Source organism: Pseudomonas sp. (assembly GCF_035554175.1).
GTDB lineage: Bacteria > Pseudomonadota > Gammaproteobacteria > Pseudomonadales > Pseudomonadaceae > Aquipseudomonas.
Window position 1 is genome coordinate 57,966 of the sequence record NZ_DATMIV010000034.1, and the last position, 19,043, is coordinate 77,008.

Annotated in this window: 20 protein-coding genes and 1 pseudogene; 16 read left to right on the forward strand and 5 right to left on the reverse strand. The window is 59.6% G+C overall.

Annotation, left to right across the window (positions count from 1 at the left end):
- Positions 1 to 26: 26 nt before the first annotated feature.
- The 6 genes and pseudogenes from coaBC to VNV36_RS16700 all read left to right on the forward strand — a co-directional run bounded on the left by coaBC (position 27) and on the right by VNV36_RS16700 (position 5,707).
- A complete protein-coding gene (gene coaBC, locus VNV36_RS16675; RefSeq protein ID WP_325718709.1) occupies positions 27 to 1,235 on the forward strand; it encodes a bifunctional phosphopantothenoylcysteine decarboxylase/phosphopantothenate--cysteine ligase CoaBC in 1,209 nt (402 codons plus the stop codon).
- A 5-nt stretch (positions 1,236 to 1,240) separates the two neighbouring features.
- Positions 1,241 to 1,696, forward strand: a complete 456-nt coding sequence (dut, locus tag VNV36_RS16680; RefSeq protein ID WP_325718710.1) for a dUTP diphosphatase — start codon at positions 1,241 to 1,243, stop codon at positions 1,694 to 1,696.
- Positions 1,697 to 1,999: 303 nt separating this feature from the next.
- A pseudogene (locus VNV36_RS16685) lies at positions 2,000 to 3,403 on the forward strand (phosphomannomutase/phosphoglucomutase); the annotation flags it as partial.
- A gap of 17 nt (positions 3,404 to 3,420) precedes the next feature.
- Positions 3,421 to 4,326 (forward strand): acetylglutamate kinase, encoded by a 906-nt coding sequence (gene argB, locus VNV36_RS16690; RefSeq protein ID WP_325718711.1) that lies wholly within the window; start codon positions 3,421 to 3,423, stop codon positions 4,324 to 4,326.
- Between the two features lie 438 nt (positions 4,327 to 4,764).
- Positions 4,765 to 5,337 (forward strand): hypothetical protein, encoded by a 573-nt coding sequence (locus VNV36_RS16695; RefSeq protein ID WP_325718712.1) that lies wholly within the window; start codon positions 4,765 to 4,767, stop codon positions 5,335 to 5,337.
- Positions 5,324 to 5,707: a hypothetical protein gene (locus VNV36_RS16700; RefSeq protein WP_325718713.1), complete on the forward strand. Its 384-nt coding sequence runs from the start codon at positions 5,324 to 5,326 to the stop codon at positions 5,705 to 5,707. The genes VNV36_RS16695 and VNV36_RS16700 overlap by 14 nt, the downstream gene beginning before the upstream one ends.
- A 91-nt stretch (positions 5,708 to 5,798) precedes the next feature.
- Here VNV36_RS16700 and pyrE read toward each other — a convergent pair whose 3' ends face one another.
- Positions 5,799 to 6,443, reverse strand: coding sequence for an orotate phosphoribosyltransferase (gene pyrE, locus VNV36_RS16705; RefSeq protein ID WP_325718714.1), 645 nt, complete (start codon positions 6,441 to 6,443; stop codon positions 5,799 to 5,801).
- Between the two features lie 82 nt (positions 6,444 to 6,525).
- Between pyrE and crc the strand changes: the two genes are divergently transcribed.
- Entirely contained in the window at positions 6,526 to 7,305 is a 780-nt protein-coding gene (crc, locus tag VNV36_RS16710; protein WP_016772543.1) for a catabolite repression control protein Crc, read from the forward strand.
- A 68-nt stretch (positions 7,306 to 7,373) separates the two neighbouring features.
- Here crc and gltS read toward each other — a convergent pair whose 3' ends face one another.
- The 3 genes from gltS to rph all read right to left on the reverse strand — a co-directional run bounded on the left by gltS (position 7,374) and on the right by rph (position 10,071).
- Positions 7,374 to 8,582, reverse strand: a complete 1,209-nt coding sequence (gene gltS / locus VNV36_RS16715; protein WP_325718715.1) for a sodium/glutamate symporter — start codon at positions 8,580 to 8,582, stop codon at positions 7,374 to 7,376.
- Between the two features lie 372 nt (positions 8,583 to 8,954).
- Positions 8,955 to 9,323: a DUF4870 domain-containing protein gene (locus VNV36_RS16720; RefSeq protein WP_325718716.1), complete on the reverse strand. Its 369-nt coding sequence runs from the start codon at positions 9,321 to 9,323 to the stop codon at positions 8,955 to 8,957.
- 25 nt (positions 9,324 to 9,348) lie between these two features.
- Positions 9,349 to 10,071 (reverse strand): ribonuclease PH, encoded by a 723-nt coding sequence (gene rph, locus VNV36_RS16725; protein WP_325718717.1) that lies wholly within the window; start codon positions 10,069 to 10,071, stop codon positions 9,349 to 9,351.
- A 267-nt stretch (positions 10,072 to 10,338) separates the two neighbouring features.
- Between rph and VNV36_RS16730 the strand changes: the two genes are divergently transcribed.
- The 6 genes from VNV36_RS16730 (at position 10,339) to VNV36_RS16755 (ending at position 15,640) form a co-directional block, all read left to right on the forward strand.
- On the forward strand, positions 10,339 to 11,202 hold the full coding sequence (locus VNV36_RS16730; protein WP_325718718.1) for a YicC/YloC family endoribonuclease: 864 nt from the start codon (positions 10,339 to 10,341) through the stop codon (positions 11,200 to 11,202).
- A gap of 11 nt (positions 11,203 to 11,213) precedes the next feature.
- Positions 11,214 to 11,834: a guanylate kinase gene (gene gmk, locus VNV36_RS16735; RefSeq protein WP_325718719.1), complete on the forward strand. Its 621-nt coding sequence runs from the start codon at positions 11,214 to 11,216 to the stop codon at positions 11,832 to 11,834.
- A gap of 168 nt (positions 11,835 to 12,002) precedes the next feature.
- Positions 12,003 to 12,266, forward strand: a complete 264-nt coding sequence (gene rpoZ, locus VNV36_RS16740) for a DNA-directed RNA polymerase subunit omega (RefSeq protein WP_008030604.1) — start codon at positions 12,003 to 12,005, stop codon at positions 12,264 to 12,266.
- A 57-nt stretch (positions 12,267 to 12,323) separates the two neighbouring features.
- Positions 12,324 to 14,429, forward strand: coding sequence for a bifunctional GTP diphosphokinase/guanosine-3',5'-bis pyrophosphate 3'-pyrophosphohydrolase (gene spoT / locus VNV36_RS16745; protein ID WP_090287531.1), 2,106 nt, complete (start codon positions 12,324 to 12,326; stop codon positions 14,427 to 14,429).
- 24 nt (positions 14,430 to 14,453) lie between these two features.
- The gene (gene ridA / locus VNV36_RS16750) at positions 14,454 to 14,834 is read left to right on the forward strand and encodes a deaminase RidA (protein ID WP_014340863.1); all 381 of its coding nucleotides are present in this window, start codon (positions 14,454 to 14,456) and stop codon (positions 14,832 to 14,834) included.
- Between the two features lie 65 nt (positions 14,835 to 14,899).
- Complete coding sequence (locus VNV36_RS16755; RefSeq protein ID WP_325718720.1) at positions 14,900 to 15,640, forward strand: hypothetical protein; 741 nt, start codon at positions 14,900 to 14,902, stop codon at positions 15,638 to 15,640.
- A gap of 140 nt (positions 15,641 to 15,780) precedes the next feature.
- Here VNV36_RS16755 and VNV36_RS16760 read toward each other — a convergent pair whose 3' ends face one another.
- Positions 15,781 to 16,638: an SDR family oxidoreductase gene (locus VNV36_RS16760; RefSeq protein ID WP_325718721.1), complete on the reverse strand. Its 858-nt coding sequence runs from the start codon at positions 16,636 to 16,638 to the stop codon at positions 15,781 to 15,783.
- 188 nt (positions 16,639 to 16,826) lie between these two features.
- On the opposite strand from VNV36_RS16760, the gene exbB reads away from it, so the two are divergent.
- Genes exbB through VNV36_RS16775 form a run of 3 tightly spaced genes read left to right on the forward strand, consistent with a single transcriptional unit; the run spans position 16,827 to position 18,958 of the window.
- Complete coding sequence (gene exbB, locus VNV36_RS16765; protein WP_325718722.1) at positions 16,827 to 17,780, forward strand: tonB-system energizer ExbB; 954 nt, start codon at positions 16,827 to 16,829, stop codon at positions 17,778 to 17,780.
- 6 nt (positions 17,781 to 17,786) lie between these two features.
- Positions 17,787 to 18,215: a TonB system transport protein ExbD gene (gene exbD, locus VNV36_RS16770; protein ID WP_090287539.1), complete on the forward strand. Its 429-nt coding sequence runs from the start codon at positions 17,787 to 17,789 to the stop codon at positions 18,213 to 18,215.
- A complete protein-coding gene (locus tag VNV36_RS16775; RefSeq protein ID WP_325718723.1) occupies positions 18,212 to 18,958 on the forward strand; it encodes a TonB family protein in 747 nt (248 codons plus the stop codon). The genes exbD and VNV36_RS16775 overlap by 4 nt, the downstream gene beginning before the upstream one ends.
- The last annotated feature ends 85 nt before the right edge of the window (positions 18,959 to 19,043 follow it).

Genomic DNA, 19,043 nt, shown 5'->3' on the forward strand with positions numbered 1-19,043 from the left:
TCATCAACGAAATGAAAGGCAGACCTATGCAGCGGCTGTATCGGAAACGCATCGTTCTGGGCGTCGGCGGCGGCATTGCGGCCTACAAGAGCGCCGATCTGGTTCGCCGCCTGATCGACCAGGGCGCCGAAGTGCGTGTGGTGATGACCCACGGCGGCGCCGAATTCATCACCCCGCTGACCATGCAAGCCCTTTCCGGCCACCCGGTTCACCTCGACTTGCTCGACCCCGCCGCCGAAGCCGCCATGGGCCACATCGAACTGGCCAAATGGGCCGATCTGGTGCTGATCGCACCGGCCACCGCCGATCTGATTGCGCGCCTGGCCCAGGGCATTGCCAACGACCTGCTGACTACGCTGGTGCTGGCCACCGACGCCGTGGTTGCCGTCGCGCCAGCGATGAATCAGGCGATGTGGCGCGATCCTGCGACCCAGGCCAACCTGCAACTGCTCGAGAGTCGTGGCCTGAAGACTTTCGGCCCGGCGTCGGGCAGCCAGGCCTGCGGCGACGTTGGCATGGGTCGCATGATGGAAGCCACCGATCTGGCGCTGCTTGCCGCCGACTGCTTCCAGCGCCAGGCCCTGACCGGCAAGCACGTGGTCATCACTGCCGGCCCGACTCAGGAAAACATCGACCCGGTGCGCTACATCACCAACCACAGCTCCGGAAAAATGGGCTTTGCCCTCGCCGAAGCGGCTGTCGAAGCCGGCGCCCGCGTCACCTTGATCAGCGGCCCGGTGCACCTGCCAACGCCCGATCGCGTCACGCGGATCGACGTGGTCAGCGCCCGCGACATGCTCGCCGCCTGCGAATCGGCAATCCCTTGCGATGTGTTCATTTCGTCGGCAGCGGTCGCGGACTACCGCCCGGAAGTCGTCGCCCCGCACAAACTCAAGAAAGATCCCACGAGCGGCGACGGCTTCGTCCTGCAAATGGTGCGCAACCCGGACATCCTTGCCACCATCGCGACCCGTCCCGATCGTCCGTTCAGTGTCGGCTTCGCCGCCGAGACCGAACACCTGCTCGACTACGCTGCACGCAAGCTGAAAGACAAGAATCTCGATCTGATCGTCGCCAACGACGTCGCCAATCCAAGCATCGGTTTCAACAGCGAAGAAAACGCCTGCAGCGTCATCGACCGTGAGCTGCACGCCACGGTTTTCGCCCAGACCAGCAAGAGCAAGATCGCTCGCCAACTGGTCACTTTTATCGCCGAACGTCTGAACCAGGTTTAATTTACATGCACGCTTTGCAAGCCAAGATTCTCGACCCACGCATCGGCAGCGAATTCCCGCTGCCGCAATACGCCACCCCGGGCTCCGCCGGCCTTGACCTGCGAGCCATGCTGGAACAGGACATCGTGATCAAACCGGGTGAAACCGTGCTGATCCCCACCGGCCTGTCGGTCTACATCGGCGACCCGAATCTCGCTGCGCTGATCCTGCCACGCTCGGGCATGGGCCACAAACATGGCATCGTGCTCGGTAACCTGGTCGGCCTGATCGACTCCGATTATCAAGGCCCGCTGATGGTGTCCTGCTGGAACCGTGGCCAGACCGATTTCACCATGACCGTCGGCGAACGCCTGGCGCAACTGGTGCTGGTGCCGGTGGTGCAGGCGCACTTCGAAATGGTCGAAGAGTTCGTCGAGACCGAGCGCGGTACCGGCGGCTTTGGTCACACTGGCAGCAAATAACGGTTGAAGAACCATTGTGGTGAGGGAGTTTGCTCCCGCTGGGCTGCGCAGCAGACCCAAAATCTTGTGGGCGCTGCGCACCCAAGCGGGAGCAAGCTCCCTCGCCACAAATTTTGTGCATTGGTGCCACAGGCTTTAGCTCCGCAAAATCAAGGTTTTGCCAGTAACAAACCATGTCCGCCCCGGCATCATGGCCCTTTCACACCACGAACTCTCTGTGGAAAACGCCGTCATACCCTTCAGTTTGAGCCTGCCGTCGAACATTTCGCCGGTCTGTCCGCCCCCTTTCGAGATGGAGCATGTCCACAGATGAGTACCCCCGCCAAGATCGCCCCGCAGCTGCCTGACAGCATTTTCCGCGCCTACGACATTCGTGGCACCGTGCCGGAGTACCTCAACGGTGAAACCGCTTACTGGATCGGCCGCGCCATCGGCTCGCAGAGCCTGGCCCAGGGCGAACCGAATGTATCGGTCGGCCGCGACGGTCGCCTGTCCGGCCCGGAGCTGGTTGCGGAACTGATTCGCGGTATCGCCGAGAGCGGTTGCCACGTCAGCGATGTCGGCCTGGTGCCGACGCCAGCGCTGTATTACGCCGCCAACGTGCTGGCTGGCAAGTCGGGGGTCATGCTCACCGGCAGCCACAACCCGTCGAACTACAACGGCTTCAAGATCGTGATCGCCGGCGACACCCTCGCCAACGAACAGATTCAGGTGTTGCACGAGCGCATCAAGAACAACGATTTGAGCACTGGTCAGGGCAGCGTCACCCAGGTGGAAATCCTTGACCGTTACAACACCGAAATCGTCCAGGACATCAAACTGGCCCGCCGCCTGAAAGTCGTGGTCGACTGCGGCAACGGCGCGGCCGGCGTGATCGCTCCACAACTGATCGAAGCGCTGAACTGCGAAGTCATTCCGTTGTTCTGCGAAGTCGACGGCAACTTCCCCAATCACCACCCGGATCCGGGCAAGCCTGAGAACCTCGTCGACCTGATCGCCAAGGTCAAAGAGACCAACGCTGATATCGGCCTGGCCTTTGACGGCGACGGCGACCGCGTCGGCGTAGTGACCAACACTGGCAGCATCGTCTACCCGGATCGTCTGCTGATGCTGTTTGCCCGTGATGTGGTGGCGCGTAACCCGAATGCGGAAATCATCTTCGACGTCAAATGTACCCGTCGTCTGGTACCGCTGATCAAGGAATACGGCGGTCGGCCGCTAATGTGGAAGACCGGTCACTCGTTGATCAAAAAGAAAATGAAACAATCCGGCGCGCTGTTGGCCGGGGAAATGAGCGGGCACATCTTCTTCAAGGAACGCTGGTTCGGTTTCGACGACGGCATCTACAGCGCCGCGCGCCTGCTGGAGATCCTCAGCAAGGAAAAATCCACTGCAGAAGAGCTGTTCGCGACCTTCCCGAACGATATTTCCACGCCGGAAATCAATATCCATGTGACCGAAGAGAGCAAATTCAGCATCATTGATGCACTGCACGATGCTCAGTGGGGCGAAGGCGCCGACCTGACCACCATCGACGGCGTGCGGGTCGATTACGCCAAAGGCTGGGGCCTGGTGCGCGCGTCCAACACCACACCGGTGCTGGTGCTGCGCTTCGAGGCCGATGACGAGGCTGAATTGCAGCGCATCAAGGATGTGTTCCACGCCCAATTGAAACGCGTTGCACCTGATCTCCAACTACCGTTCTGATTCACCCGGAGCCCTGAATGACCCTCGAACGCGAAGCCGCCGCCAACACTGCCAAGGTCCTGTCCGAAGCGCTGCCTTATATCCGACGCTATGTCGGCAAGACCCTGGTGATCAAATACGGCGGCAACGCGATGGAAAGCGAGGAGCTGAAAACCGGCTTCGCCCGCGACATCGTGCTGATGAAAGCCGTGGGCATCAACCCGGTGGTTGTGCACGGTGGTGGCCCGCAGATCGGTAATCTGCTCAAGCGCCTGTCGATCGAAAGCCATTTCGTCGACGGCATGCGCGTCACCGACGCGGCGACCATGGATGTGGTGGAGATGGTTCTCGGCGGTCAGGTCAACAAGAGCATCGTCAACCTGATCAACCGCCATGGCGGCAGCGCCATCGGCCTGACCGGTAAAGACGCCGGGCTGATTCGCGCGAAGAAGCTCACCGTCTCTCGCCAGACCCCGGACATGACCCAGCCGGAAATCATCGACATCGGCCATGTGGGTGAAGTCGTGGGCATCAACACCGAGCTGCTGAACCTGCTGGTCAAAGGCAACTTCATCCCGGTGATCGCGCCGATCGGCGTCGGTGAAAACGGCGAGTCGTACAACATCAACGCCGATCTGGTGGCCGGTAAAGTGGCCGAAGCGCTGAAAGCCGAAAAGCTGATGCTGCTGACCAACATCGCCGGCCTGATGGACAAGTCGGGGCATGTATTGACCGGTCTGTGCACGCAGCAGGTCGACGACCTGATCGCCGACGGCACGATCTACGGCGGCATGCTGCCGAAGATCCGTTGCGCACTGGAAGCGGTTCAGGGTGGCGTCGGTAGTTCGTTGATCATCGACGGTCGCGTGCCGAATGCGATCCTGCTGGAGATCTTCACCGATACCGGCGTGGGTACGCTGATCAGCAATCGCAAGCGTCCCTGATCGCTAATCGCTGAAAGCAAAAGATCGCAGCCTTCGGCAGCTCCTACAGGGATTTCGTACATACGAGAGTCCGCTTTGCAGGAGCTGCCGCTGGCTGCGATCTTTTTTGTGCGCACAGGAAATGCCTGACCCGACACAGCGAAACGTCCGACATCCCCTCAGAACAAATCTCCCTAGGATCTTCCCTTCATCCAACGGAGATCTTCCCATGCAGAAAGACAGCGTTCCTTACGGTAGCGACATCTCAGCAGGTACTTATGCTTGCGTGGACTGCGGCCGCGAGTATTCAGCCCTCTCGCAAACTTCGATGCCGCCCTGCCCTGACTTCACCGAAGTCTCTCACCCTCTCAAGGGCTGGAAAGTGCTCACGGGCCAGGGAGATGCACCCCAGGATCCCTATCCAGCAACCAGCGACAAATAACCCGGAGCGGCCGAGCCATGCAGATCTCGTTCACGATTGACGCCGACGCTTTCGAGCAGGAACAGAAGGAACCGGTAAAAAAGACCTTGCGCATCGGCGACGCCGAAATCGCCCACGCGCTGGAACGCATCGCCAAGGCCAGCCTGACTGAATACCTGAAAATGCTGGTCGAGGGCGGCATGCCCAGCCGGGCTGACGAAGCCAGACAGGATCGCCTGCTGTATCTGATTCAAAGTTATTTCGGACAAACCCTGCCTACCGAATCGCAGATCTCGACGATCTTTCAACTGACCCAAAGCCAAAGCAAAACCCTGCTGAAGAACACCGTTTCGCGCTTTCGCAACCAGCTCGACGACATCTTGCAGCACAGCATGCGCGCGGTGATCAAGTCGGCCGAACATGCGCAAAACGTGTTTCTGGTGGTGATCAGCTCGGACGTGATTCGCGATGAATTGAACATGCTCATCACCCAAAACGAGCCGACCTTCAAACCCATCACCAAACGCAAGGGCAGCGCCGGACAGTTCGAGATCAGCGAAGATTCCCACGCATTGCTCTGCGCAACGCTGGGCCTGAATGCCGTTCAGTGACATCGTCGCGGTCAGTGGCTTGCTGCTGACCCTGACCACGTTCATGTTCAACCTGGCGTGGCCAGCACTAAATGAAGCGCTGGCTGAGGACGAATCTCAAAAGGGTCCGCAGGGCCGAAAGCGCAGTCGGAACAAGGTTCTGGCTGTTTTTTTCTGGCGTGCACTGCCGCTCACGTGCGCTTTCGTGGCGTTGTTTTACGTTAACTTGCCGGCTGCGGTCGGCATCATAGGCAGCAGCACGCTGGATCTGTGGGATTTCGATGTGGATCGCACGCTATACGTGATGGTGGTTGTTGCGTTGCTGGTATTCGCGCTGGTGAACGCTGCATTGGCGCTGAGACTGCTCAGAAAATGGCACAAATTGCGTTAGCCCCTGTAGGAGCTGCCGAAGGCTGCGATCTTTTGATTTTGTTATCCAAGATCAAAAGATCGCAGCCTTCGGCAGCTCCTACAGGTTTGTATCAGACGCCAAACTGCGCGCGATACGCTTCCACGGCTGGCAAGTGCTGTTTGAGCTGCGGATCATCGGCGAGGAATTCCAGCACCTGATTCAGCGAAACGATGCTGATCACCGGGATGCTGAAGTCGCGCTCGACTTCCTGGATGGCCGACAACTCGCCGTTGCCACGCTCCTGACGGTTCAAGGCGATCAGTACGCCAGCGGCCTTGGCGCCTTCCTGGGAAGCGATGATCTGCATCACTTCGCGGATCGCGGTGCCAGCGGTGATCACGTCGTCGATGATCAGCACATCGCCGGTCAGCGGCGCGCCAACCAGACTGCCCCCTTCGCCGTGGGCCTTGGCTTCCTTACGGTTGAAGCACCATGGCAGGTCACGGTCGTGATGTTCGGCCAAAGCGACGGCCGTGGTAGCCGCCAGCGGAATGCCTTTGTAGGCCGGACCAAACAGAACGTCGAAGGGGATGCCGCTTTCAGCAATGGCGGCAGCGTAGAAACGCCCCAACTGCGCCAGGGCCGAACCCGAATTGAACAGGCCTGCATTGAAGAAGTAGGGACTGGTGCGCCCGGACTTCAGGGTGAACTCACCGAAGCGCAAAACGCCGCGATCGATGGCAAAACGAATGAAATCGCGCTGATACGCTTGCATGAAAAAAACCCCAAATACCACGGATTTAGCTAATTAGCTTGACGCCGTGTATCATACACGCACGCGATTTTTGGGGCCATTTATGCGGATCATCAGTGTGAACGTCAATGGTATTCAGGCGGCAGTCGAGCGCGGTTTGCTCAGTTGGCTGCAAGCACAGAATGCCGACGTCATCTGCCTGCAGGACACCCGTGCCTCCGCCTTTGAACTGGATGACCCAGCCTTCCAACTGGATGGCTACTTCCTTTATGCCTGCGATGCTGAAGTCCCTGCCCAAGGTGGCGTGGCTTTGTATTCGCGGTTGCAACCGAAGGCTGTCATCAGCGGTCTCGGTTTCGAGACGGCCGACCGCTACGGGCGCTACCTGCAAGCAGATTTCGACAAAGTCAGTATTGCCACCTTGCTGTTTCCCTCGGGGATGAACGGCGATGAGGACTTGAACCAGAAGTTCAAGCTCATGGACGATTTCGGCAAGTATCTGGACAAACAGCGACGCAAACGTCGCGAGTACATTTACTGTGGCTCGCTGTACGTTGCGCAGCAGAAGCTCGACATCAAGAACTGGCGAGACAGCCAGCAATCTCCTGGTTTCCTGGCGCCGGAACGCGCCTGGATGGACGAGATCGTCGGCAACATGGGCTATGTCGACGCGTTGCGCGAAGTCAGCCGTGAAGGCGATCAGTACAGCTGGTGGCCGGATAACGAACAGGCCGAGATGCTCAATCTGGGCTGGCGTTTCGACTACCAGATCCTGACCCCGGGCCTGCGTCGTTCGGTGCGCAGCGCACGTCTGCCGCGGCAGCCACGGTTCTCGCAGCATGCGCCGCTGATCGTGGACTACGACTGGACGCTGACCATCTAAGCGTCGGATCGCCGCCAAAGAAAATGCCCGCATCGCGAGATGCGGGCATTTTTTTGAGTCTGCCTTTCTTAGACCGCTGCGAAGAACGGCAAGGTCAGGTACAGCTTGATCACGATGACGTTAACGATATCGATGAAGAACGCTCCTACCATCGGCACCACCAGAAACGCGATCTGCGACGGCCCATAGCGTTGCGTCACGGCTTGCATGTTGGCAATGGCCGTCGGCGTGGCACCCAGACCAAAACCGCAATGCCCTGCAGCGAGCACGGCGGCGTCATAGTTGCTGCCCATTACCCGGAACGTCACGAAGATCGCGAACAGCGCCATGACCAGCGCCTGTACAGCCAGAATGATGAAGATCGGCAGAGCCAATGCCGCCAGATCCCACAACTTCAGGGACATCAGCGCGATCGCCAGAAACAGCGAGAGACTGACATTGCCGAGCACTGAAACTTCACGCTCGAATACCTGATACAAGCCAAGCGCTGATAATCCATTTCGCAACACCACGCCGACGAACAGAACGCAAACAAACGTCGGCAGCTCGAAAGCAGTGCCATGCAGCAAACCATTCAACAGATTGCCTGCGAGCAGGCTGACGGCGATCAGCGCCAGTGTTTCGACAAACGAAAAAGGCGTAATTGAGCGCTCCTTGTTCGGCTGCTCAAAACCTTTTGGCAGTCGCGGCGCTTGCAGGGGATTGCAGCCCGGCACTTGCACGCGCTTGATCAGCAACCGGGCAACGGGCCCACCGATCAGACCACCCAGGACCAGACCGAACGTTGCTGAAGCCAGCGCCAGTTCCGAAGCCGAGGCCAAGCCATATTTCTCGCTGAACACCGCGCCCCATGCAGCGCCAGTACCGTGGCCACCGGCCAGCGTGATCGAGCCCGTCAGCAAGCCCATCAAAGGATCGAGCCCGAGCAGGGTTGCCAGCCCGATACCCATGGCGTTCTGCACCACGAGCAAACCGATGACCGCCAGCAGAAAGACGCCAACAATGCGGCCACCCTTTTTGAGGCTGGCAAGGTCTGCACTCAAGCCAATCGTGGCAAAGAAAGCCAACATCAACGGTGTTTGCAATGATGTATCGAAGCGGACTTCTATATCGAAAGTGCGCAATATCAACAGGAGCACGGCGACCACCAGGCCACCCGCTACTGGCTCGGGAATATTGTAACTTCGCAGAAAGCCAACACGCGTTACAAGTCCGCGCCCGAGCAGTAGCACTAATGAAGCGGCCACGAGCGTGCCGTAAAAATCGAGCTCAATCATGTGGATTATTCTTGGCTAAGTATTCACGAGGCGAGCATTTACCTTGGGCTCGACGGGTGAACCGGCTGATTTTCTCAACACTGATTACTGGGGAATTCAAGTGCCATCGATGGCTTGAACATATCGAAATGTTTCAATCGAAACATTACACCGGGCAACTTTAACAACCGGTTCGCGTCAATAACAAGGACGGGGACAAGCACTTGCTCGATCAGTTGTGACCAAAGATGTAATAAAGAAATATCAATAAACAAATGCCAAGCCGCACATCGACAACAGACTAGTCCTACAACAAAAACAGATTATTAAGTTGCACAAATAAAAACGCCCTGATAATTCAGGGCATTTTTGATATTGCGAGTGAGTGGACTGTTACTTGATCAGTCGCCAAGTGAACGGATATCTGTACGGGAAACCTTCATTGGCTTTGACACCTGCAATGATCGTCAGAACCAGTGCCGCGATTGCCAGCAAACCAAACAGGAAGAAGCCGATAATCAGCAGCATCAACAGAAAACAGATCATCGAGGCGATCGCGACAGTGATCTGAAAATTCAACGCCTCTTTGCCCTGGGCATCAATGAACGGATCTTTCTCGCGCTTCATTTGCCACAGGATCAGCGGCCCGATCAGATTGCCGAACGGAATCCAGATCCCCAGCAAGGCGGACAAGTGACAAAACATCGCCCATTGGCGAACCTGCTGGCTCGGTTTGGGCAGCAACTCTTGCTCGTCACTCATCACGTTCTCCTTGTGTTCAGGAACCTCAGTCGGCCAGTGCAGCCTTCTGCAATTCGAAGATCTCGCTCATGCCCTTCTTCGCCAGTTCCAGCATGGCGTTCAAGTCTTCCGGCTGGAACGGGGCACCTTCGGCGGTGCCCTGCACTTCGATGAAACCACCGGTGCTGGTCATCACTACGTTCAGGTCGGTCTCGGCTGCCGAATCTTCAAGATAGTCCAGATCCAGCACCGGCTCACCCTGATACATGCCTACCGATACCGCGCCGATCATTTGCTTGAGCGGATCGCCGCCCTTCAGACCGCCACGTTTCTTGATCACTTTCAAGGCATCGACCAGCGCAACCATGGCACCGGTGATGGAGGCGGTACGGGTGCCGCCATCGGCCTGGATCACGTCGCAATCGACGTAGAGGGTTACGTCACCCAGCTTGGACATGTCCAGCGCCGCGCGCAGGGAGCGGCCGATCAGACGCTGGATTTCCAGAGTGCGACCGCCCTGCTTGCCACGGCTTGCTTCACGCTGGTTACGCTCGCCGGTAGCGCGCGGCAGCATGCCGTACTCGGCGGTCAACCAGCCCTGGCCCTGGCCTTTGAGGAAGCGCGGCACGCCGTTTTCGACGCTGACGGTGCAGATGACTTTGGTATCACCGAATTCGACCAGTACGGATCCCTCGGCGTGTTTGGTGTAGTTGCGGGTGATGCGGATCGAGCGGAGCTGATCGGCAGCGCGACCACTTGGACGTTTCATAGGGATACCTGTACTGAGGACGGAAAACTGCCGAGCATTATAGAGCGCTGCACCGCCAGTGGGCACTGGTTAAAACCGCCGGCCGACGACCGAAGCCCTCAAGCGCGCATAACCGACGGGCTGCAGCGCTTTGTCACACCGTGTGTTTGGGCGCATTCGCCGCACTGCGCTACAATCCTGCGCCTTTGCTGCCAGTCGGCTTAAATTCATTGATATCGCGCCTGCGAAACAGCGTTTCGCGCCGATCTGCATTGCGAGGTCACCGCCATGGTGCACAGCATGACCGCCTTCGCCCGCGTCGAGCAAGCCGGCGCCCAGGGCACCCTTAGCTGGGAACTGCGCTCGGTCAACAGCCGCTATCTGGAACCGCACTTGCGCTTACCCGAATCGTTTCGCGAGCTCGAAGGCGCCGTGCGTGAAGCGCTGCGTCAAGGTCTGTCGCGGGGCAAACTGGAGTGCACGCTGCGGTTTACCGAAGAAAGTACCGGCAAACCGTTACAGGTCGACCGCGAGCGCGCCGCGCAACTGGTTGCCGCTGCGGAAACCGTTGCCGGGCTGATCAACAATCCCGCCGCACTGAACCCACTGGAAGTGCTGGCCTGGCCCGGCGTGCTGGTGGCCGATGCGACCGACCCGCAAGCCTTGAACGCCGAAGCGCTGGCGCTGTTCAATCAGGGTTTGAAGGATTTGAAGGCTGGCCGCGAGCGCGAAGGTGCGGAGCTGGCTCGCTTGATCAACGATCGCCTGACCTCTATTGAAGAGGACGTCGTGACCCTGCGTGAACTGGTGCCGCAGATGCTCGCCACCCAGCGCCAGAAGGTTCTGGACCGCTTCGCCGACATGAAGGCCGAGCTCGACCCGCAGCGCCTGGAACAGGAAATGGTCATGCTCGCGCAAAAGAGCGACGTGGCCGAAGAACTGGATCGCCTGAGCACCCACATCATTGAAGTCCGCCGGGTACTCAAGTCCGGCGGTGCCGCCGGGCGGCGCCTGGACTTCCTGATGCAGGAGCTCAACCGCGAGGCCAACACGCTGGGCTCCAAAGCCTTTGACCCGCGCAGCACTCAGGCCGCCGTCAACCTCAAGGTGTTGATCGAGCAAATGCGCGAACAAGTGCAGAACATTGAGTAAGGCTACCCCACATGACCCACCACACCGGCACCCTGTACATCATTTCCGCGCCATCGGGCGCGGGCAAGAGCAGTCTGGTCAAGGCTTTGACCGACGCCGACCCGGAGATCCGCGTTTCGGTCTCCCACACCACCCGCGCCATGCGTCCGGGTGAAGTGGACGGCGTGAACTACCACTTCGTGACCCGCGAAGAGTTCGTGAAAATGGGCGAGCACGGTGACTTCCTTGAACGCGCCGAAGTCTTCGGCAACTTCTACGGCACCTCGCAAAGCCGCCTGCAACAGACGCTGGACGAAGGTCATGACCTGATTCTGGAAATCGATTGGCAAGGCGCCGAGCAAGTGCGCAAGCTGATGCCGCAAGCGCGTTCGATCTTCATTTTGCCGCCGTCACTTCAAGCCTTGCACCAGCGTCTGACCAATCGCGGCCAGGACAGCGACGAGATCATCGACGGGCGCATGCGTGAAGCGGTCAGCGAGATGAGCCACTATGTCGAGTACGACTACCTGATCATCAACGACGATTTCGCCCACGCGCTGGACGATCTGAAGGCGATTTTCCGCGCCAACCAGCTGCAACAGAAGCGCCAGCAAGTACGTTTCGGCAAATTGCTGGCCGAACTGCTCGGCTAAAACAGCACTTCCCAAAACGCCTGCAAGCGCTTTACATTGGTACTTGCAGCGCGTTGAAGGGCTTGGTCAAAAAATCAGCGCTTCCCTAATCGCTGGTGATTTTTTAAACTGCTCAGTCCGCTCGCCCAACCGGGCAGCGCGCATATTGCATTCGCTCCGAGGAATACCATGGCCCGCGTAACCGTTGAAGACTGCCTAGAACACGTGGAAAACCGCTTTGAGCTGGTCATGCTCTCTACCAAGCGTGCCCGTCAACTGGCCACCGGCGGCAAAGAGCCATTGGTCCAGTGGGAAAACGACAAGCCGACCGTTGTCGCGCTGCGTGAAATTGCTGAAGGCCTGATGAGCTACGAGTTCATCGCCGAGCAGGAAATCGTCCAGGATGAACCGCTGTTCGCAGCGTTCGAGGACGAGTCGAACGAGGCCGTCTAAGCCTATGCCTGGTCGACGTAGCACGGCGCGGGGTCACAGCTTTCGGCAGGAATCATCATGCCGAGCATAGACGCCCTCGCCGATCGCTTATCGACCTACCTCGGCAACGACCAGGTCAACCTGGTCCGCCGAGCGTATTTCTACGCCGAACAAGCCCATGACGGTCAACGCCGTCGCAGCGGCGAGGCGTACGTCACGCACCCTCTTGCCGTGGCAAATATTCTTGCCGACATGCACATGGACCATCAGAGCCTGATGGCGGCGATGCTGCATGACGTGATCGAAGACACCGGGATTGCCAAGGAAGCGCTGCAGGCGCAGTTCGGTGAGACCGTGGCCGAACTGGTCGACGGGGTCAGCAAACTGACCCAGATGAACTTCGAGACCAAGGCCGAAGCCCAGGCGGAAAACTTCCAGAAAATGGCCATGGCCATGGCACGCGACATCCGCGTGATCCTGGTCAAGCTTGCCGATCGCCTGCACAACATGCGCACGCTGGAGGTGCTGTCCGGCGAAAAACGCCGGCGCATCGCCAAGGAAACTCTGGAAATCTACGCGCCCATCGCCAATCGCTTGGGCATGCACGCGATCCGCATCGAATTCGAAGACCTCGGCTTCAAGGCGATGCACCCGATGCGTTCCGCGCGGATTTACCAGGCAGTCAAACGCGCGCGGGGCAATCGCAAAGAAATCGTCAACAAGATCGAAGAGTCCCTTGGCCACTGCCTCGCCATCGACGGCATCGAGGGTGAGGTCAGCGGTCGTCAGAAACATCTCTACGGCATCTACAAGAAAATGCGCGGCAAGCGTCGGGCCTTCAACGAGATCATGGACGTCTACGCGTTCCGGATCATCGTCGACAAGGTAGACACCTGCTACCGCGTGCTGGGCGCTGTACATAATTTGTACAAACCGTTGCCGGGGCGCTTCAAGGATTACATCGCAATCCCCAAGGCCAACGGCTATCAGTCTCTGCACACGACGCTGTTCGGCATGCATGGTGTGCCGATCGAAATCCAGATCCGCACCCGCGAAATGGAGGAGATGGCCAACAACGGCATCGCTGCCCACTGGCTGTACAAGTCCAGCGGTGACGAACAGCCCAAAGGCACCCATGCCCGCGCCCGCCAGTGGGTCAAAGGCGTGCTGGAAATGCAGCAGCGTGCCGGCAATTCGCTGGAATTCATTGAAAGCGTGAAAATCGACCTGTTCCCGGACGAGGTCTACGTGTTCACGCCCAAAGGCCGGATCATGGAGCTACCGAAAGGCTCCACGGCCGTTGACTTTGCCTACGCAGTGCACACCGACGTTGGCAACAGCTGCATCGCCTGCCGGATCAACCGTCGTCTCGCGCCGCTCTCGGAACCGCTGCAAAGCGGCTCCACGGTCGAGATCGTCAGCGCCCCCGGCGCCCGGCCGAATCCGGCGTGGCTCAACTTCGTGGTCACCGGCAAGGCGCGTACGCACATCCGCCATGCGCTGAAACTGCAGCGCCGCTCCGAGTCCATCAGCCTCGGCGAACGCCTGCTGAACAAGGTTCTCAACGGTTTCGACAGTTCGCTGGAAAAGATCCCGGCAGAACGCGTCAAGGCAATGCTCACCGAGTACCGCCTCGAACTGATCGAAGACCTGCTCGAAGACATCGGCCTGGGCAATCGCATGGCCTACGTGGTCGCCCGCCGCCTGCTCGGCGAAGGCGAGCAGTTGCCAAGTCCGGAAGGCCCGCTGGCGATTCGCGGCACCGAAGGTCTGGTACTCAGCTACGCCAAATGCTGCACGCCGATCCCGGGCGATCCGATTGTCGGTCACCTGTCGGCGGGCAAAGGCATGGTCGTGCACCTGGACAACTGCCGCAACATCAGCGAAATCAGGCACAACCCGGAAAAATGCATCCAGCTCTCGTGGGCCAAGGATGTCACCGGCGAATTCAACGTTGAGCTGCGCGTCGAACTGGAGCACCAGCGCGGCCTGATCGCCCTGCTGGCCAGCAGCGTCAACGCCGCCGACGGCAACATCGAGAAGATCAGCATGGACGAGCGCGATGGTCGCATCAGCGTCGTGCAGTTGGTGGTCAGCGTCCACGACCGTGTGCACCTGGCCCGCGTGATCAAAAAACTGCGCGCCTTGACCGGGGTGATCCGCATCACTCGCATGCGCGCATAACCTGCCAATTACAAGGAGTCCTCCATGACCAAAACCGTCATCACCAGCGACAAGGCCCCGGCCGCCATCGGCACTTACTCCCAGGCGATCAAGGCAGGCAATACCGTTTACATGTCGGGCCAGATCCCTCTGGATCCGAAAACCATGGAACTGGTCGAAGGCTTCGAAGCCCAGACCGTCCAGGTCTTCGAGAACCTCAAAGCCGTGGCCGAAGCCGCCGGTGGTTCGTTCAAGGACATCGTCAAACTGAACATCTTCCTCACCGACCTGAGCCACTTCGCCAAGGTCAACGAGATCATGGGCAAGTACTTCGACCAGCCCTACCCTGCCCGCGCCGCCATTGGCGTGGCTGCCCTGCCAAAGGGTGCGCAGGTTGAAATGGATGCCATTCTGGTCATCGAGTGATGCGCATGGCGCGGCCTTCACGCCGCGCCGACTGTCGCAAGAAAAGGTTTTGAAAGGATTCCACCATGCGCAAAGCGCTAGCTCTCTCGCTGCTCGCCGTGGTCCTCGGCGGCTGCGCCAGCGACCCTGCCGACCGTGACATCAGCGGTACCTGGATCAATCAGGTGGCGATCGATGCTGCCGCCAAGGGCGGTCCCCTGCGCGAAGCGCTGCAGGCCTACGGCCCGAACCTGGAATGGGACGTCAACACCAAGGCCGGTCAGGCCCGTTACACCAACGGATTTGAGAACGTTGAAGGACGGCTGCTGGGCGAACAGTCCGGTGCCTGGAAAGTCGACTTCTATGGCAGTTCCGCCAGTGAACTGAAACGCGACGGCGGGCAGCTGCAGCAAGCTGCCAGCGACAATGAACCCGAACAACTCTTCAATCGTGCACAGATCCCGGTGCCCGAAGGCGCGCCAATCGGTGCGAGCTTCGAGCGTGCGCTGTATTCGGCATATCTGGGCGGCAACTGGATCATCGCCAGCGGTCAGGGTGAAGGCGGCACCGTGCAGTTTCAGGCCGATGGTCAGGTGACCGGCCTGCCGGGCGTTGATCGTTATGCCTTGTGCCTGGCCGGCGATTGCGCGTCGATGAGCAATGGCAACGACAGCATGTGGTTGCAACTCAATGGCCAAGGCAACAACTGGATCTTTGTGCGCAAGGGCAAGGAGCTGGAGATTCTGCAGGCAGTGAACGCTGCGCTGGCGGATGAGCAACCGCAGTTTGCCGCGGGCGAGCGCAAGTGGTTGCTGGAGAAGCAATAACCCGCCCTCAATAACGCTGTAGATTCAATGTGGGAGCGAGCCTGCTCGCGAAGACGGTTTTACATTCAATGATGATGTTGAATGTCGCGACCTCTTCGCGAGCAGGCTCGCTCCCACAGTTGTTTTGCGTTGTTGGAAAGTCAGCATTTACCTTCCAGGATTGCGGCATAGCCCTCGCGGTAGCTGGGATATTTCGGAGTCCAGCCCAACGCCTTCGCCCGCGCATTGCTGCACCGCTTGCTGCCGGTGCGACGCACACTGGCGTCTTCAGCCCATTCGGTCACACCCAGATACTCGCGCAACCAGCCGACCACCTCGGCCAACGGCGCAGGCGCGTCGTCGACCCCAATGTAGAAATCCTCCAGTTTCCCGCCCTCGCGATCTTTCTCCAGCAGAAACGCCAGCAGCCCCGCGGCGTCATCGGCATGAATCCGATTGCCATACAGCGGCGGCTCGACCGCCACGCGATAACCGCGACGCACCTGGGTCAGCAGCCATTCACGACCCGGGCCATAGATACCGGTCAGGCGCAAAACGCTTGCCGGGATGCCGCTGTGGAGCGCGACCTGCTCGGCCTCGAGCATCAAACGCCCTGAATACCCGGCCGCGACAGTCTCGGAGGTCTCATCGACCCACGCCCCATCCTGCTGACCATACACACTGCTGCTGGAAACGAAGATCAGGCGCTCAGGCACTTGCCCATAGTCGTCCAGCCAACTGAGGACATGCTGCAAACCCTGCACGTACGCTTTGCGGTAGCCCTCTTCATCGTGATCGGTGGCTGCCGCGCAATACACCAGATAATCCACGGCGCCCACCGGCCAGGTCGCCGGGCATTCTTCGCTGAACAGGTCGCCGGCGACGCCGATGACACCCTCCGGCAGTCTGGAAACGTCCCGGCGCAAGCCATGAACCTGCCAGCCAGCCGCCAGCAATTGCGTGGCCAGACGACTGCCGACGTCACCACAACCGGCAATCAAAACAGAAGGCGCGGACATCAGAAAACTCCTAACGGAAAGGCACAGACTAGCTCTGGCACAGGACGAACGGCTAGAGATCGTGGAAAAAAAGTTACTCTATTACTTTTGTTAACAAGAATTACTTGCAATAATGCACGCCACTTTTGCTCTCGGCCTCACGAGGCCTGGAAGAGCAATAACGTTTTTCTATCTCAGGTCCGGCCAGCATGACACGTAATCAAACTCCCGCTTCGCCAACCACTCGACCTCGCGCCTGGAGCGCTGTCGCGGCTCTGTTGCTCAGCCTGATGCTGGCTCCGACCGCCGCTTTCGCCGACGCGCAGGCGCCGGCCACCCCAGCCGCCACAGAGCAGAGCGCGCCCGCTGCCGCCCCGGCTGCACCCGCCGCCACCGATCCGGTGCAGGCTGTCGATGCGGCCGACGCGCCTGAAGTGCTCGAAGCCGACAACAGCCTGGGCATGGCCCACGACCTGTCGCCGTGGGGCATGTACCAGAACGCCGACATCATCGTGAAAATCGTGATGATCGGTCTGGCCATCGCCTCGATCATCACCTGGACCATCTGGATCGCCAAGGGCTTTGAGCTGATGGGCGCCAAGCGTCGTCTGCGTGGCGAGATCGCTGCACTGAAAAAAGCCACCACCCTCAAAGAAGCCAGCGCCACCGCGGGCAAGGAAGGCACCCTCGCCAACCTGCTCGTCCATGACGCTCTCGAAGAAATGCGCCTGTCGGTCAACAGCCGCGAGAAGGAAGGCATCAAGGAACGCGTCAGCTTCCGTCTCGAGCGCCTCGTCGCCGCCTGCGGCCGCAACATGAGCAGCGGCACCGGCGTTCTCGCCACCATCGGCTCCACCGCGCCGTTCGTGGGTCTGTTCGGTACCGTGTGGGGCATCATGAATTCATTCATCGGCATCGCCAAAACCCAGACCACCAACCTGGCCGTCGTCGCGCCAGGTATCGCCGAAGCGCTGCTGGCCACGGCACTGGGTCTGGTCGCTGCGATTCCTGCGGTGGTGATCTACAACGTCTTCGCCCGCTCCATCGCCGGTTACAAGGCGCAGGTGTCCGATGCCTCGGCAGAAGTCCTGCTGCTGGTCAGCCGCGATCTCGACCACCAGCCTGAGCGCAGCTCGCAGCCGCACATGGTTAAAGTGGGGTAATCGTCCATGGGCCTGCATTTGAAAGAAGGCGCAGACGACGATCTGGCCGAGAACCACGAAATCAACGTCACGCCGTTCATCGACGTGATGCTGGTACTGTTGATCATCTTTATGGTGGCCGCGCCGTTGGCAACCGTGGACATCAAAGTCGACCTGCCGGCCTCGACTGCCAAGCCTGCACCGCGCCCGGAGAAACCGGTGTTTCTCAGCGTGAAGGCTGATCAGCGCCTGTTCCTCGGCGACGACGAAGTGAAGGCCGAAGCCCTCGGCGCCACACTCGACGCCAAGACCCAGGGCAAGAAAGACACCACCATCTTCTTTCAGGCTGACAAAGGCGTGGATTACGGTGACCTGATGAGCGTGATGGATAACCTGCGCGCCGCCGGTTACCTGAAAGTCGGTCTGGTCGGTCTTGAGACGGCAGCCAAGAAATGATCACGACGCGCCATAAGCTGACGCGTTACAGCGGTAGCCTGGCCGTGGTGCTGGGCGTGCACGCGCTGGCCATCGCGCTGGCGCTGAACTGGACCACCCGCCCGCCCATCGAATTGCCGCCGCAGGCAATGATGGTCGAGTTGGCCCCATTGCCTGCCCCGCCACCGCCGGCTCCGCCGAAAGTCGTCACACCGCCGCAGCCACCGGCTCCGGTTGAAGAGTTGCCGATTCCGAAACTGGCCGAAGCACCGAAAGCGGATATCGCGGTGCCCAAACCCAAGCCGAAGCCCAAGCCCAAACCGCCGAAGCCGGTCGAGAAGAAGCTGCCCGAACCACCGAAGGAGAAACCTTCCGAGGAAAAACCGGCCGACACGCAACCGACTCAGGCGCCGACGGAGAAGTCCGCCCAGCCCGCACCAGGCCCGTCGCCGGCCCAACTGGCTGCCAAGGCCAGCTGGCAAGGCACCCTGCTCGCGCATTTGGCCAAGTACAAAAAGTACCCGCAAAGTGCACAGGCAAGGGGCAAGGAAGGCTTGAACCGTCTGCGTTTCGTGGTCGATGGCGAAGGCAACGTACTGTCGTTCGAACTGGTGGGCCGCTCCGGCAACGCCGATCTGGACCGGGCCACCCTGGAAATGATCCGCCGTGCGCAACCGTTGCCCAAGCCACCGGCCGACATGCTGAACAACGGCTCGATCGAAATTGTTGCGCCGTTTGTTTATTCGCTCGAACGCCGCCGCTAACAGCAAGAGCAAAAGATCGCAGCCTCGGCAGCTCCCACAGGGAATCGCATTCCAACTGTAGGAGCTGCCGAAGGCTGCGATCTTT

What these genes read in the sequence shown, in the direction of transcription:
- coaBC (WP_325718709.1), top strand. Translation starts at nt 27, where the DNA reads ATGCAGCGGCTGTATCGGAAACGCATCGTTCTGGGCGTCGGCGGCGGC.
- dut (WP_325718710.1), top strand. Translation starts at nt 1,241, where the DNA reads ATGCACGCTTTGCAAGCCAAGATTCTCGACCCACGCATCGGCAGCGAA.
- argB (WP_325718711.1), top strand. Translation starts at nt 3,421, where the DNA reads ATGACCCTCGAACGCGAAGCCGCCGCCAACACTGCCAAGGTCCTGTCC.
- VNV36_RS16695 (WP_325718712.1), top strand. Translation starts at nt 4,765, where the DNA reads ATGCAGATCTCGTTCACGATTGACGCCGACGCTTTCGAGCAGGAACAG.
- VNV36_RS16700 (WP_325718713.1), top strand. Translation starts at nt 5,324, where the DNA reads ATGCCGTTCAGTGACATCGTCGCGGTCAGTGGCTTGCTGCTGACCCTG.
- pyrE (WP_325718714.1), bottom strand. Translation starts at nt 6,443, where the DNA reads ATGCAAGCGTATCAGCGCGATTTCATTCGTTTTGCCATCGATCGCGGC.
- crc (WP_016772543.1), top strand. Translation starts at nt 6,526, where the DNA reads ATGCGGATCATCAGTGTGAACGTCAATGGTATTCAGGCGGCAGTCGAG.
- gltS (WP_325718715.1), bottom strand. Translation starts at nt 8,582, where the DNA reads ATGATTGAGCTCGATTTTTACGGCACGCTCGTGGCCGCTTCATTAGTG.
- VNV36_RS16720 (WP_325718716.1), bottom strand. Translation starts at nt 9,323, where the DNA reads ATGAGTGACGAGCAAGAGTTGCTGCCCAAACCGAGCCAGCAGGTTCGC.
- rph (WP_325718717.1), bottom strand. Translation starts at nt 10,071, where the DNA reads ATGAAACGTCCAAGTGGTCGCGCTGCCGATCAGCTCCGCTCGATCCGC.
- VNV36_RS16730 (WP_325718718.1), top strand. Translation starts at nt 10,339, where the DNA reads ATGGTGCACAGCATGACCGCCTTCGCCCGCGTCGAGCAAGCCGGCGCC.
- gmk (WP_325718719.1), top strand. Translation starts at nt 11,214, where the DNA reads ATGACCCACCACACCGGCACCCTGTACATCATTTCCGCGCCATCGGGC.
- rpoZ (WP_008030604.1), top strand. Translation starts at nt 12,003, where the DNA reads ATGGCCCGCGTAACCGTTGAAGACTGCCTAGAACACGTGGAAAACCGC.
- spoT (WP_090287531.1), top strand. Translation starts at nt 12,324, where the DNA reads ATGCCGAGCATAGACGCCCTCGCCGATCGCTTATCGACCTACCTCGGC.
- ridA (WP_014340863.1), top strand. Translation starts at nt 14,454, where the DNA reads ATGACCAAAACCGTCATCACCAGCGACAAGGCCCCGGCCGCCATCGGC.
- VNV36_RS16755 (WP_325718720.1), top strand. Translation starts at nt 14,900, where the DNA reads ATGCGCAAAGCGCTAGCTCTCTCGCTGCTCGCCGTGGTCCTCGGCGGC.
- VNV36_RS16760 (WP_325718721.1), bottom strand. Translation starts at nt 16,638, where the DNA reads ATGTCCGCGCCTTCTGTTTTGATTGCCGGTTGTGGTGACGTCGGCAGT.
- exbB (WP_325718722.1), top strand. Translation starts at nt 16,827, where the DNA reads ATGACACGTAATCAAACTCCCGCTTCGCCAACCACTCGACCTCGCGCC.
- exbD (WP_090287539.1), top strand. Translation starts at nt 17,787, where the DNA reads ATGGGCCTGCATTTGAAAGAAGGCGCAGACGACGATCTGGCCGAGAAC.
- VNV36_RS16775 (WP_325718723.1), top strand. Translation starts at nt 18,212, where the DNA reads ATGATCACGACGCGCCATAAGCTGACGCGTTACAGCGGTAGCCTGGCC.